Source organism: uncultured Henriciella sp. (assembly GCF_964005855.1).
Taxonomy (GTDB): Bacteria; Pseudomonadota; Alphaproteobacteria; order Caulobacterales; family Hyphomonadaceae; genus Henriciella.
Genome location: NZ_CAXFSW010000009.1, coordinates 1 through 14,040, shown reverse-complemented (window position 1 = coordinate 14,040; position 14,040 = coordinate 1). Strand labels below are relative to the sequence as shown.

Below are 14,040 nucleotides of genomic sequence, written 5' to 3'. Positions count from 1 at the left end.
TCCTATCTGGGTTCAATTTACTTGCACCCAGAGTTAGGGGGCGCAAGTGCTGCGCCCCCAATCTGGCAAGGTTAATCCTGCACTGGTCTAGAATTCGACATTCACACCAGCGAAGACGAAGCGGCCAAGAGCATCATAGGCCTGTGGGAAGGTATTCCCGTTGCCGAATGAGCCACCGGCAGAGCCGACATTGGTGCTGACAGGCGGGTTCTTGTCGAACACGTTGTTCACACCGAAGCGGAAGCCGATATTTTCCCGCAGAGAGGCACGCAGGAAGAGGTCGAGATAGTTGCGCTCTTCAAGCGTGGTGTTGATGTTGCTCTGCGTTGCGCCGACCAGGTCGACAGACCCGATATGACGCCAGGTGGCGGTGAGCGATGCATCGCCCCATGGCATGTTCCAGGTCACCGGCAGGTTGTGACGGTATTCCGGCTTGGACGTACCGCACGATGCGTTGGTCGAGGCGAAGTAGCCTGCGCACTCAATCACATCGAGACCCGGAAGCGGCTCCTTGTCGAGCTTGCTGAGGAAGGTTGCCAGATAGCTGACATCGATCGAGCCATACTGGCCGATTTCGAAGCCGTAGCTTGCTGCAACGTCGACACCGGAGGTTTCCAGCGAGCCGGTATTGAGGTTGGTGGCGATGACGAAGGCGTCCTCGCTGGCCCAAAGTTCCCCATTGGAGCCGCGATTGATCAGGCCACAGAAGAACTCGTCACCGGTGGTCAGACACTGGTTGATCGACTGTTCTTCCGGAACGCTGCCGATGAAGTCCTCAACCGTGATGTCGAAATAGTCGACAGACACAGTCAGGCCTGGGACGAAGGCTGGCGTGGCAACGACACCGACCGTGAACGTATCGGAGGTCTCGACTTCCAGGTCAGGGTTACCGCCGCTGATATTGCGGAACTGGCCTGCCGGGTTGTCAGGAATTCTGCCATACTGGGCAGCTGTGACACCTGTGCGCGCACACTGCTCGAGCGTTGCGGCCGGATTGGCGCCCGCACACGGGTCATAGAGACCATTCGCGCCCGTCGGGAGCGTGAACTCGAACGGCGATTGCGGGGCGTAGAGTTCCAGCGGGTTCGGCGACCGGGTTGCGCGCTGATACTGGGCGCGGAACCGGTAATCCGGCACCGGCGCATAGGCGAGGCCGGCTGCATAGGTGCTCTGGTCGCCGGTCGTGTCGTAATAGTCCGAGAAACGGTACGCGCCGGTGACAAGCAGCTCATCAATGCCTGGACGGTTCTCAACGAGCGGCACCTGCACCTCGGTGAAGAACTCATACACAGCGACACCGCCCGCAACATCGGCACGTGCCGTGCCAAGCTTGCCGTTACGGGTCAGGGCATCATTGCTCTGGGTGAGGTATTCGTCACGGTACTCTGCACCGAACACCGTCTGCACACCGGTCTCCGCCCACGGCATCACCATGCCATAGTCGGTGAGGTCACCGGTCATGACAGCGCTGAAGATTTCCTGGGTAACTTCACCTTCGCGGAAGCCCGGCGCCTGAATGTAATCAAGCGCGCCTTGCGTCACACCGTCGAGCGAGAAGACGTCATAAGGCACACAGTTCGGATCCGTCCCGTCGATTGCGACCTGACAGGCCGGCTCTCCGGTTTCTGGATCGATACGGACCTCAAGCGCGTTCGCCACCAGGTCGAGATTGAAGAAGTTCTCGGCCTTGTCGCTATACTGAACCTGAGAATACTGGCCGTACACGTCGTAGGACCAGACATTGTTCAGATCACCGCGGAAACCGCCCAGCACCCGGAAGGAGGTGTGCTCGGTCTCGTTCTGGCGTCCACCGCCCTCAACGTTGCGGCGCCCGATCTGGAGCGGCGCATCTCGGTCTTCGAGGTCCGGAGCCGTCGGGCTATAGCCATTGTTGAGACAGATCACCTGAACCTGCTCTGGCGACAGGAGCGGGTTGTCACAGTTGATCGTCGTCGTCTGGAAGAAGTTACCAGCCGGAGCAATCTGCGCAGTGGTTATGTCATTCATGAAGGAAAGCGAGCCATAGGCTTCGACCTTCTCATGAATCTGATAGTGCCCCATCGCACCGAAGGAATAACGTTCGTTCGGCCGGATGAAGTGGTTCAGCGGCGCATAGTTATAGGTGTCCGTGGCCGGATTGTAGTCGCGGATACCGCCATCTTCATCAAGGGTGAAGGAAAACGGCACGGCGCCGCCACCAAAACTGGTGAACTGGCCCGGGAAAGTCGTACCGGACCCGGAACAGGTGAAGTCACCATTGCTGAAGCCAAGCGCACAAGCACTGCTGATGCGGTCGCCCTGCAGCACTTCATTCTGCTTCTTGTAGTTGAAGTAACCGGTAAGGTTGCCCCGGCCATTGTCGCCATTCAGACCAAAGATCAGATTCACGTCGACCGATTCGCCGTCCCAGGTGGAATCCGGCACAGGCTGGTCGAACTCGCGCAGGGTGCGCTCAAGAAGGTCGCTGCTGTTGGCGGTCTGATAGCCGCCGACCTGCACGTCCATCATCAGGCCTTCATAGTCATCCTTCATGATGAAGTTGACCACACCGGCGACAGCGTCAGCACCGTAAACAGCCGAAGCACCGCCGGTCAGCACCTCGACACGCTCCACGAGCATGGAAGGAATCTGGTTGAGGTCGGCAGGTGCGGAAACTGGCGAGCCGTATGGAAGGCGGCGTCCATCGACGAGAACGAGCGTGCGTTCCGCGCCGAGACCACGGAGGTCAACATTCGCCGTACCGGCCGCTTCGTTTGCGCGTCCGGCACCCTCTGACGGGTTGATCTGGGGCAGCGTGTTCAGCATGTCCTCGACGCGGACCGTGCCACGCGTCTGGATCTGGTCCGCGCCCACCGTCGTTACGGGGCTCGGCGAGGTCAGGTTGGCATTGCTGATGCGCGAACCGGTCACAACGATGGTCTGCTCGACGCGGCTTTCCTCGTCTGCTGGCTCAATGCGTTCAGCATCCTGAGCGGCCGCCGCAAGCGGCACCGCCGCCAGCAGCGCAATAAGCGGCGCTCTGGACGCCCCCCTCAACAGTGACCGCGCGCCTCTCGCGCTCCGTTCACTTGCGCAAACACTCGATTTAGACATGAAAACCCCCTTCTGGCTCATGAGTTTGTGCGTTATCCGCATTTTCTTCGTATATCGAACTATGAAGATGGAGCTTTTTCACATCACCGCTCGAGCCAAAGTCAACAGCGGGAGGGTCAAAAAAGTGTCAAATCGCAAATTTTATGGGCCTAGTGGCCTTAATGTGACGCCATATCGTTCAAAACTGATGCAATCTTGTGCGGCGCACAAGTTTTAATCGGACTGCGAACTTTCTCGAACTAATTTTCGGATATCGCATTTTTTTATTGACATGCGTGCGCTAGGCTTTTGTACAGTCCGCAGGGATGGAAGGGGCATTAATTGCTTCTTCGGAGTCGTCGCAAGCCGAAAGAGGAGAGGCAATTGATCTACAGGAAACTGGCAGGCGCGGTCAGCGCAGGCGCAATCTTGGGGGCGCTTTCAGGCACCGCATTCGCAGATACCTTCAATATCGAGTTATCCGGTCAGGCCGTGCAGGAAGCCCATGATGGCCGGGTCATCCTGATCATCACGCCGGACGGCGACTCGGAACCCCGCTTCCAGGTGAAGCAGTCCTATGACGCACCTCAGATATTCGGCGTGAATGTCGACGGGATGGAACCGGGAAGCAGCGTCGAGATTGCCCCCGGCGTCCTTGGTTTCCCGGCACGGGACATGAAGCAAGTGCCGGCTGGCGAGTATTATGTTCAGGCCGTCCTGCACAAATACGACACCTTTGACCTTTCAAACGGCAAGACCGTAAAGCTGCCCGCCGCACGCGGCGCGGGCCAGAACTGGCGCCTTGAGCCGGGCAATGTGATCAGCGCACCGAAAAAGGTCAGCTTCGACCCGCAGGGAGACCAGCAGATCGACGTCACCCTCGACACGGTCCTGCCCGAGATTGAAGAGCCCGAGGACACCAAATACATCCGGCACATCAAGGTCCGCAGCGACATGCTGTCGGAGTTCTGGGGCACCGACGTCTATATTCGCGGCCACGTCCTCGTTCCCGAAGGCTTTGACGAGCACCCGGAAGCTGAATACCCGCTGGCGATCTTCCACGGCCACTTCCCGGCCAATTTCGGCGGCTTCAGGACCACCCCGCCCGATCCGGATCTGGAATGCGAATATAGCGAACGCTTCGACGAGCCTTGCTACAACCGCATTGAGCAGCAGGAAGCCTATGACTTCTACAAGCAGTGGACGTCAGATGACTTTCCACGAATGCTGATCGTCGAGATCGACCATTCCAATCCGTATTATGACGACAGCTATGCGGTGAACTCCGCCAATATCGGGCCCTATGGTGACGCGATCACCTATGAATTCGTCCCGGCGCTGGAGAAAGAGTTCCGCGGTCTCGGTGAGGGCTGGTCGCGTTTCGTCTATGGCGGCTCGACCGGTGGCTGGGAAGCGCTGGCCGTGCAGGTCAAATATCCCGACGAATATAATGGCGCGTTCGCCGCCTGCCCTGACCCCATCGATTTTCGCCAATTCATGCTGACGGACATCTATGAAGAAGAAAACGCCTATTATTACGAAGGCCCGTTCACCCGCGTCGAGAAGCCCGGCAAGCGCAATTATCTCGGCCAGGTCCCCTATACGGTTGAAATGGAAAACCGCTGGGAGCTGGTGCTTGGCGACAAGACCCGGTCCGGCGCGCAGTGGGACATCTGGGAAGCGGTCTTCTCACCCAATGGCGAAGATGGCTATCCGCAGCGCATCTGGAACAAGCTGACCGGTGAGATCGACCACACGGTCGCCGAGTACTGGCGCGAAAATTACGATCTTCGCCACATCCTCGAGCGTGACTGGGACGAGCTTGGTCCCAAGCTTCAGGGCAAGATCCATATCTATGCAGGCGACATGGACAATTTCTACCTGAACAATGCCGTCTATCTCATGGAAGATTTCCTTGAGCAGACCGACCCGCCGTATCAGGGCGAAGTCACCTATGGGGACCGCGATGAGCATTGCTGGAATGGTGATCCGGACCTGCCTAATGCGATCTCGCGCCTGCGCTACAACACGATGTACGTACCCAAGATCCTAGAGCGGATTGAGGCCGCTGCGCCCGAGGGTGCAGACCTCACCAGCTGGCGGTACTAAACATCGTTCGGCCCCGGGTAGTCCTCCAGCTGCCCGGGGCCGTTCAACTTCTACGAAGCCAAGACCGGAAGGATCGCATCATGCCTCGCACACCCCTCATACGCGCAGCCTGTACCTCTGCCGTCGCCATCGGCCTCTCCCTTGCAACGCCGGGCAATGCCTCGCCGGCAGCAGATGTGGATCAGGCCGACCGCCAGGCCGCCCGCGAGCTTCTGGAAGACATCCTCAAGATCCGCACAGCCAAAGGCTATGGGCAGACCAGGGCGCAGGCCGAATTGCTTGCCGACCGGCTGCGGGCCGCAGGCTTTACCGAAGACCAGATCGATATTCCCACCATGACGATTGAAGGCGAAGAGGTCGCCAGTCTCGTCGTTCGCTATCCCGGCGAGGAAGGCAGCACCGAGGCTCCAATCGCGCTTATCGCGCATATGGACGTCGTCGACGCCTCCACCGAGACATGGGCCAGCGATCCCTACCAGCCCATCGAGAAAGACGGATACCTCTATGCCCGCGGCTCTGTGGACAACAAGGCGGGCGTGGCGCTGCTGACCAGCACCTTTATCCGCCTGAAGGAAGACGGATATACGCCCGACCGCGACCTGATCATCGCCTTCTCGGCCGATGAGGAAACGGGGATGCAGACCACCCGTATGCTGACCCAGCATCCCTGGGTGAAGGAGGCTGAATTTGCGCTCAATTCCGACGCGGGTGTCGGCTCGGTGGACAGCGAAGGACTGAACCCGTCCTATTCGATCCAGTCAGCCGAAAAGACCTATGCGACCTTCCATGTGACGGCGACAAATGAGGGCGGCCACAGCTCGGCCCCGAGCGCCGACAACGCCCTTTTCGACATTGCCGACGCCATCGAAGGCATCCGCTCGCTGAGCTTCCCGGTAGGGTTCAATGACATCACCCGGCAGATGGCCGAAGATCTTGCCGACGCAGAAGGCGGCGACTTCGCTTCGGCCATGAGGACACTGCTCGAGAATCCTCAGGACGAAGATGCGCGCGCCATCGTCGAAGCAAACGATGCCGGCACGCACTTCCTGTACACCACCTGTGTACCCACCATGCTCTCGGCCGGTTCGGCAGAGAATGCGTTGCCACAGAAGGCTGAGCTCACCGTCAATTGCCGGATCCTGCCAGGCACGTCGGTTCAGAGCGTGCAGGATGCGCTGACCGAAGCCGTCGACAATCCGGAGATTTCGGTCGAGCTTGTCGGTGAGCCGCTGGAAAGCCCGGTATCGCCCATCAATGAAGAGCTTTTTGCCTCGATACGGGGCGCCGTCCACGCGATCTATCCGGACGCGCCTGTAAAGCCTTCCATGTCTTCTGGCGGTACGGATGGAAAGGAATACCGGGCAGCCGGTATCCCGACCTATGGCGCCGGCGCGATCACTCTGGTGCGCCCCGATGATTTCCGCGCGCACGGCATTGATGAGCGTCTGCCCCTCGAGAGCTATTATGAGCAGCTCACCTTCTGGGATGTCCTTCTGAAGGACCTCGCCGGTGAGGACGACCAATGAGCCGGGGTCTCGCAAGCGGGGTGAGCCGTCGCGGGTTCATGAGGACAGCGGCCGCCACGACCTTGTCTGCCCCGCTCATCGCGAACGCGGCGGGGGCGCAGGGCGCCGGCCCGCAGATCCGGCGGGCAAAGCCGATCACGCCGGAGGAGCGCCAGGCGCGCCTCTCCAAGGTGCAGGAGCTCATGCGCCAGCAGGGGATTGGCGCCACAATTGTCGAGGCGGGCTCATCGCTCTTCTATTTCACCGGCATCAACTGGTGGCGCAGCGAACGTCTCACGGCAGCGCTCATTCCGGCCGAAGGTGAGGTTTGCATCGTCACGCCAGAGTTCGAAGAGCCGTCCATTGAGGAAATGCTCGTCGTGGCCGGCGAGGTCCGTATCTGGAACGAGCATCAGAACCCGCACAAGCTGGTGGCGGACTGGGTCGAGGAACAGGGCCTAAATGACCGTCCGGTTGCCATCGAGGACACCGTCCGGTTCTTCGCCGTCAACGGATTGCGGAAAGAGAACCCTTCCCTTGAGCTGGTCTCCGCTGAGCCCATCGTCACAGCCTGCCGGATGATCAAGACCGCTTCGGAACTGGCCCTGCTTCAGGAAGCTGCCGACATTGTCGATGCCGCCTATCGCAGCCTCGACGGCAAGATCGAGGCGGGCATGGACGGCGATGACGTTTTTGCATTGATGGCCGCCGCGATTGCAGGCTTCGGCGGTAATTCCCCGTCTGGCGGAGTCCAGATCAATGAAGGTTCTGCCCTGCCACATGGGTCGAAGTTTCGCGAAACCGTCTCGGATGGGTCGGTTATCCTGATGGACTGCGGCTGTACCGTGGACGGCTACTATGCCGACATATCCCGCACGGCCGTCTTCGGGACGCCCACCAAGCGCCAGAAAGAGGTCTACCGTCAGGTCCGGCTCGGCCAGGAAGCAGCCATGGAGGCGGCCCAGCCTGGCACCATGGCTGGCACCGTCGATGATGCCGTCCGCGCGCTCTATGAAAGCATGGGGTACGGGCCGGGTTACGATTTACCGGGCCTGTCCCATCGTACCGGACATGGCATCGGCCTCGACATTCATGAACCGGTGAACCTGGTCCACGGCGAGACGACCATCCTCAAACCGGGGATGTGCTTCTCCAATGAGCCCGGCATTTATATTCCCGGCTCTTTCGGCGTGCGGATCGAGGACTGCTTCTACATCTCCGAAGACGGACCGGTCTATTTCACCCAACCTCCGAACTCTCTCGATGCCCCATTTGGCTAAACAATCCCAGGAGTGCTTCATGCGCAAATTTATCTATGGCCTTTCAGCCGCTGCGATCCTCGCAGCCAGCCCTGCCCTGGCCCAGGACGCCGAGCCTGCACAGGGCGAAGCCAGCCTGTCACCAGAAACGCCGGAAATCCTGACGCTGCGCGAGCGCGCCGAAGTGGAGGATGCCTGGCTGGCCGAGCGTCTCGACACGATCGTGCCAGAGCTGATGCGTGAAAACGAGATCGACATGTGGGTCCTCGTCGCGCGGGAATATCTGGAAGACCCGGTCGTGGCGACCATGCTCAATGCGACGAGCCTGCGGGCCCGCCGCCGCACCATCCTGGTCTTCAGTGATCCGGGCAATGGCGAGCCGGTCGAGCGACTCACGGTCAGCCGCTATGATCTTGGCGACTTTTTCAAATCCGCCTGGACGCCGGAAGAGGACGGTCACGATCAGTGGGCGCGCCTTGCAGACATCGTTGCCGAGCGTGACCCTCAGAAAATCGCTCTCAATATCTCTCCGGTCTCCGCCTTCGCCGACGGGCTGACCGCCAGCCAGTACAGCGACCTGACCGAGGCGCTCGACCCTGAATACCGCGACCGGATCGTGTCAGGTTTCGATCTTGCCATTGGCTGGCTGGAGACACGGATTCCGGCCGAGATGGACTATTATGATGACATCGTGCGCGTCGCGCACAGCATCATCGGCGAAGCCTTCTCGACCAAGGTTATCACACCGGGCGAAACCACGACCGATGATGTTGTCTGGTGGACGCGTCAGAAAATCTCCGACCTCGGCCTTGATGCCTGGTTCCACAATTCGGTTCACATCTTCCGCGAAGGCGAGGAAGAAGAACTCATGGGCGATGCGGTCATTGAGAAGGGCGACCTTCTCTGGATCGATTTCGGGATCGTCTATATGGGCCTCAACACCGACACCCAGCATCTCGCTTATGTCCTGAAGGACGGCGAAACGGATGCGCCTGAAGGCCTGAAAGCCGGTCTGCGTGCCAGCAATGGCGTTCAGGACGCCCTGACCTCATCCTTCAAGACGGGCCGCTCGGGCAATGAGATCCTAGCAATCGCACGCGAAAAGGCCATCGAAGCTGGTCTGGAGCCGAGCATCTACAGCCACCCGATTGGCTTCCACGGGCATGGTGCAGGCCCATCCATCGGCTTCTGGGACAACCAGGGCCCGACCGACAAGGGCGAATACCGCCTGCGGCCGAACACAGCTTTCTCAATCGAACTCTATGCCAAGAAGGCTGTGCCTGAATGGGATGGGCAGGAAATCACGTTCCGCACCGAGGAAGACGCGTTCTTTGACGGGGAGAAGGTGACCTATATCGACGGACGCCAGACACGCCTTCACCTGATCGGCGATCCAGCCGAGTGAGGTACTGATATTTATCCAGCTCCTGGATAAAGTTTGCCGGTCGGAAGTGAGCCTACCCTGAACAGGTGATCATCCGGCCGGCCTTTTTATCCCGAGGGTGCGGCCCTGTAATTTCTACGTTAGTTTTGGGCTCCCTATGCCTGATCGCGAGTGACAATTTGTCATTTGCTGTATGAAACTACTTGGATCACCCGCTCGCGCCGTGCCAAGCAAGTCCTCGATCGCCAGCGATTGAGGGAATTGCCCGCCACGGCCCACACTCGTCCCGCATCCAGACCCCTGCCAAGGTCCTTGCCGCTTCGTGCGGGGCGCTGACGATGCGCGCCAGACCTTCGCGCGTCTCAAGGAAAACTGGCGCCCGCAGCAGCGACGCTTCAGCGGTGCGCACGAAAGATGACAAGGCCAAGAGCGGCTTTCGGGCATGTGCCTGGTGGACCGTTGCACTGCTTTGTACTTTCTATGTAATTTCCTATATCGACCGGATAATCCCCAGCCTTCTCGTGACGCCGCTGAAGGAAGGCTTCGGGATAAGCGATGTCGAGTTCGGCCTCCTGTTCGGAGGTGCTTTCGCCGTCTTTTACGGGCTACTCGGCCTTCCCATTGCCCGCGCCGTCGACCGGGGCAATCGCAAGCACCTGATCTTCGCGGGTGTGATGATCTGGAGTGCCTGCACGTTCGCCTCCGGGCTGGCCACGGCCTTCTGGATGCTCGTCATATTGCGGATGGGGCTCGCCATCGGGGAAGCCGTCCTGTCGCCGGCGGCCTATTCGATGATCGGCGACTTTTTCCCGCCTGAACGCCGTGCCCTGCCCGCCGCGATCTATGCAGCTGCCGGTAATATCGGCACCTATGGCGCCTATATCGCGGGCGCGGGCATCTTCGCAGCCATTTCCACACCGCCGGCGGCCTCCTTCTTTGACCTCAATGGCCTCGACACCTGGCAGATGGTCTTCTTCATCGTCGGTTTGCCTGGCATTCTGGTGGCCCTGATCTTCTTATGCACAACCTACGAGCCCTCCCGGCGCCGCGAGTCGTCCGATGGTCATGACGACATGAAAGCGGCCATCGGCTTTTTCGCCGCCCGCATCCGGCTCTTCGGCGGGCTGTTCATCGGCGCGAGCTTCATCACCGTCATCATCTTCGCCTATGGTGCCTGGGCCCCTGAATTCCTTCACAGAACATTTGGATGGTCGGTCGAGACGGCCGGGCTGACCTATGGTGCGACAGGCGTAGTGGCGAGCGCGCTGGGCACGCTCTTCTTCACGCAGCTGTCCGAATTCCTCATCCGCAAGGGGCACAGGGACGGGCTGGTCATTGCTGCGCTTGCCGCTTCAGCCCTGGGATGCGTGTCGGCCTGTCTCGCCGCCCTCATGCCGACCGCGGAACTTTCGGTCGCCGCGTTGGGAGTCATGATCTTTTCCCTGTCGGGCTGCAGCAATGTGATCGTCATTTCCAACCAGTTCACCGTCCCCTCTCATTTCAGGGCGACGGCCATCGCGATCATGTTCATGTGCACAATCTTGATTGGCCTCGGGATTGGTCCACCGCTTGTCGCCTGGCTAGCCGAGGCCTTCTTTACGGGCGAAGCAGCCCTCGGCCCTGCCCTTGCCCTGGTATCGATCAGCATGCTGCCACCGTCCGCAGCCTGCCTCCTGATGGCCAGAAAGGTCTATATCCGGGAAGCCGAGGTCGGGTAGCGGCGCGAACTCAGAGTAAAACTCTTCACTCCGCTTCAAGCTCCACCTCATCGCCGGTTTCACTGAGCCGGGCGCCGGTCAGGATGACGACGCTCTGCAGGAAGGCCTCCATATCGGTCAGTCTGAAGACGCCGCTTACCTCATAGGTTTGAAGGTCCCCGCCAATCAGCGTCACATGTTTGTCGCTGTAGCTTTCAAAAGCCTGTACCGCGTCAGCGAGCATCGTGGCATCGAAGACGACACGTCCGCTCGTCCAGTTTGGCTGACCGGGCTCCAGTGTTTGTGGCAGATCAAAGCTCGTCAGGCCGGCAGGCTTGAAGCTGGCACCTGTGCCCGCACCGTAGACCCCAGACTCCCTGAGTGATTTGAGCCGGACGGTGCCTTCATATACTTCCAGCCGCCAATTGTCGCTTTCACGCTCCACAGCGTAGGACGTGCCAAGCGCAGTGAATGAAACCTCGCCCTCGCCGACACTGAACGGGCGGTCCGCATCTGGTTTCACATCGACGAAGACCCGCCCTCTCTCCAGCGAAACCTCACGGCCCGTTCTGGTCAGAGACACACGGGCCGAGGAGTTGGTATCGAGCACGAGACTCGATCCGTCGGCGAGGTCGAACCGCGAAATCTCCCCTATATCGGTCGTGTAAAGAATGGCCTCGCCTGCGGGGGCCGACATTGGAACATATAGGAAAACAAGCGCGACTGCAGCCGCTGCTAGTGCACCCAGGCCGCCAGCCAGCCAGGGCGCGCGCAGCTTCCCGGCCCATCTGCGCAGCCCCCCAGCATGGGACTGGGACCGAACGTACGGTTTCTGCGTGGGAGTTTCGACCACGAGAGCTGCAGCCGCGCCCCATTCATTGGCCATCCGGGTGAAGGCGTTTACGTGACGCGGGTCCGCATACAACCAGTGTTCGAAGGGCGCACTGGTGAGCGTTTCCGGCGCCTCCTCGATCCGTATCAGCCAGCCGGCAGCTTCTTCGAGGATAACCTCATCAAGTGTGGGGGATCTCTTATCCATCTTCACGCTGGCCACGCTGTTTAACGAGGAAAATCATGGCATCCCGCAGGCGCCTGCGGATAACCGCGACTGTCAGTCCACAATCGCGAGCAATCTGCTCATAGGTTTCCCCCTTCAGTCGATAGCGAACAAATACCTCTTTCGTCAGGGCCGGAAGGGCATCAAGGTCTTCCAGCGCAAGTTGCAGATCCTGCTTCGTTCCATAGGCAGATTCGGGGCCCGGAGCGCCGCTTGGTGGATCATGATCCATCTCGTCATAATCTATATGGGGCGGGCAAGCCGCACGGGAGCGAAACCTGTCCCGTATAAGGTTGACGATAATCGTGCGCAAAAATGCGATGTCATTGTGTATTTTTTCGCGCGCGCCATAACGCGCCAGACGCGCGAAGGCATCCTGGACAATCTCTTCAGCTTCCTCCGGTCTCGCGCCTTTAGAGCGAGCAAACCCCACCAGCTTTGCCGACTGCGTGCGATATAGAAGCTCGACCGGATCGTGCAGTGTCATCAAGAGCGGTGTTGTCCGGACCCGATCAGCCAAGGAAATGGGTCCGGGCATCGAGAATAGCGTCTGCCGCCCGGGACATGTCTTCGGCTGAGTTGTAATAGCTAGGCGTGACACGCACGCAGGCGCCCGCAGTGACACCGTTGCGGTGCACGGTGAAGACTCCGTGCCGGTCGAGCAGATAAGCCGCTATCGCCTTGTTATCTTCCTCCGAGATCATCCCCCGAAAGCGGAAAGAGGTAATCCCGGCATGCATACGCTCATCGTCGGGCGTCAGGATATCAATCCCGTCAACTGCCCGGCACGGCGCAACCCAGAGGTTTCGCAGATAGCTCAGGCGCGCTGCCTTTTGCGGCCATCCCATCCTGTCCTGAAAAGCAAACGCGTCGGGCACACTCATATAGGCGGCGAAATTGCTTGTCCCTGTATGGACGCGGCCGTGAATGGAGCTGGCTTCGTCTGGACCGGCTGACATGTTGGGGTCGATAGCACCGAGACGATCGGGACGGATATACATCGCACCGACACCAATCGGCGCGCCGATCCATTTGTGCAGATTGAAGCCGATGAAATCGGCGCCCAGGTCCGGCGCCTCGAAATCCATCTGGCCCCATGAATGGGCGGCGTCCACCACGACATCGACACCCCGCTCGTGAGCGATCTCGGCGATTTCGCGCACCGGCACGACCAGGCCCGTGCGGTGGCTGATATGGGTGAGCAGCAAGAGACGTGTATTGGGATGCTGCTTTAGGGCGGCGCGATAGGTCTCGATTACGACGTCATGCGTCGCCGGCTCCGGGATGGAAATCTCAACGGTCTCAGCACCCACCTGCCTGGCCTTCCAGCGCATCGTGCTCATGATCGAGCCGTAATCGAGATCGGCGATCATGACTGCATCGCCCTGTTTCAGCTTGTTGTAGCCGGAGATGATATTCTGCAGGGCCTCTGTCGCCCCGCGGGTGAAGGCGATTTCTTCAGGTGTAACACCAAGCCGCGACGCTGTCTCTTCGAGTACACCCATATAGATCGGCCAGTAGGCACGGCGGGCGAAATAGGAATTCTCCCTGTTCACGCGCTCGGTATGGGTCTTGTAGGCATCGAGGACTGGTCGCGCCATAAGCCCCCAATTTCCATTTTCCACATTGGTGATGTCATCTGTGACATCATAATTTGCAGCAATCGCGGCCCAGAACCTCTCATCGTCGGGTCCGGCGGGGTAGCTCTTTCCACCGGCAGACTGAGCCGCCGCGAAACCTGTGAGCTGGGTGGCCAAAGGGGCTGCAAGCGTTGCAGTGAGCAGATTGCGGCGTGACATCTGGAACATGGCGTCATTCCTCTAAGAACCGGATCGGTTTGAGCGCTTTAAATCCGGGAGACTCGACAGTTTTGTGAAAAAGGGCCGGGGGACGTCCGAAAACGTCCCCCGTAAGCAGCTGGGACCAACCCGTCAGAGGGGGGAAGGAGAGGTCAGGC

The 14,040-nt window shown here is 59.7% G+C and carries 9 protein-coding genes; 5 read left to right on the top strand and 4 right to left on the bottom strand.

Features of this window, described 5'->3' with window-relative positions:
* Positions 1 to 87: 87 nt before the first annotated feature.
* Positions 88 to 3,036 carry a TonB-dependent receptor gene (locus ABNU55_RS10815; RefSeq protein ID WP_290752692.1) on the bottom strand — a complete coding sequence of 983 codons (2,949 nt, stop codon included), beginning with the start codon at positions 3,034 to 3,036 and terminating at the stop codon, positions 88 to 90.
* Between the two features lie 420 nt (positions 3,037 to 3,456).
* On the opposite strand from ABNU55_RS10815, the gene ABNU55_RS10810 reads away from it, so the two are divergent.
* From ABNU55_RS10810 to ABNU55_RS10790, 5 genes are all read left to right on the top strand, one after another.
* Entirely contained in the window at positions 3,457 to 5,181 is a 1,725-nt protein-coding gene (locus ABNU55_RS10810; RefSeq protein ID WP_290752695.1) for an alpha/beta hydrolase-fold protein, read from the top strand.
* 80 nt (positions 5,182 to 5,261) lie between these two features.
* Positions 5,262 to 6,707 carry a M20/M25/M40 family metallo-hydrolase gene (locus ABNU55_RS10805; RefSeq protein ID WP_290752697.1) on the top strand — a complete coding sequence of 482 codons (1,446 nt, stop codon included), beginning with the start codon at positions 5,262 to 5,264 and terminating at the stop codon, positions 6,705 to 6,707.
* A 38-nt stretch (positions 6,708 to 6,745) separates the two neighbouring features.
* Positions 6,746 to 7,966, top strand: coding sequence for a Xaa-Pro peptidase family protein (locus tag ABNU55_RS10800; protein ID WP_290759748.1), 1,221 nt, complete (start codon positions 6,746 to 6,748; stop codon positions 7,964 to 7,966).
* Positions 7,967 to 7,985: 19 nt separating this feature from the next.
* Positions 7,986 to 9,350 carry a M24 family metallopeptidase gene (locus tag ABNU55_RS10795; RefSeq protein ID WP_290752703.1) on the top strand — a complete coding sequence of 455 codons (1,365 nt, stop codon included), beginning with the start codon at positions 7,986 to 7,988 and terminating at the stop codon, positions 9,348 to 9,350.
* Between the two features lie 317 nt (positions 9,351 to 9,667).
* Positions 9,668 to 11,047, top strand: a complete 1,380-nt coding sequence (locus ABNU55_RS10790; protein ID WP_290752706.1) for an MFS transporter — start codon at positions 9,668 to 9,670, stop codon at positions 11,045 to 11,047.
* Between the two features lie 25 nt (positions 11,048 to 11,072).
* On the opposite strand, the gene ABNU55_RS10785 is transcribed toward ABNU55_RS10790, so the two are convergent.
* The 3 genes from ABNU55_RS10785 to ABNU55_RS10775 are packed head-to-tail and all read right to left on the bottom strand — an operon-like array spanning position 11,073 to position 13,891.
* Positions 11,073 to 12,065 carry a FecR domain-containing protein gene (locus ABNU55_RS10785; RefSeq protein WP_290752708.1) on the bottom strand — a complete coding sequence of 331 codons (993 nt, stop codon included), beginning with the start codon at positions 12,063 to 12,065 and terminating at the stop codon, positions 11,073 to 11,075.
* Positions 12,058 to 12,603 carry a sigma-70 family RNA polymerase sigma factor gene (locus tag ABNU55_RS10780; protein WP_348764356.1) on the bottom strand — a complete coding sequence of 182 codons (546 nt, stop codon included), beginning with the start codon at positions 12,601 to 12,603 and terminating at the stop codon, positions 12,058 to 12,060. The genes ABNU55_RS10785 and ABNU55_RS10780 overlap by 8 nt, the downstream gene beginning before the upstream one ends.
* Positions 12,596 to 13,891 carry an aminotransferase class V-fold PLP-dependent enzyme gene (locus tag ABNU55_RS10775; protein ID WP_290752714.1) on the bottom strand — a complete coding sequence of 432 codons (1,296 nt, stop codon included), beginning with the start codon at positions 13,889 to 13,891 and terminating at the stop codon, positions 12,596 to 12,598. Before ABNU55_RS10775 ends, ABNU55_RS10780 begins: the two co-directional genes overlap by 8 nt.
* Between the last annotated feature and the right edge of the window lie 149 nt (positions 13,892 to 14,040).

Bases quoted from the DNA above. Each gene is read 5' to 3' on its own strand.
- ABNU55_RS10775 (WP_290752714.1), bottom strand. From the start codon at position 13,891: ATGTTCCAGATGTCACGCCGCAATCTGCTCACTGCAACGCTTGCAGCC.
- ABNU55_RS10805 (WP_290752697.1), top strand. From the start codon at position 5,262: ATGCCTCGCACACCCCTCATACGCGCAGCCTGTACCTCTGCCGTCGCC.
- ABNU55_RS10785 (WP_290752708.1), bottom strand. From the start codon at position 12,065: ATGGATAAGAGATCCCCCACACTTGATGAGGTTATCCTCGAAGAAGCT.
- ABNU55_RS10795 (WP_290752703.1), top strand. From the start codon at position 7,986: ATGCGCAAATTTATCTATGGCCTTTCAGCCGCTGCGATCCTCGCAGCC.
- ABNU55_RS10790 (WP_290752706.1), top strand. From the start codon at position 9,668: ATGCGCGCCAGACCTTCGCGCGTCTCAAGGAAAACTGGCGCCCGCAGC.
- ABNU55_RS10800 (WP_290759748.1), top strand. From the start codon at position 6,746: ATGAGGACAGCGGCCGCCACGACCTTGTCTGCCCCGCTCATCGCGAAC.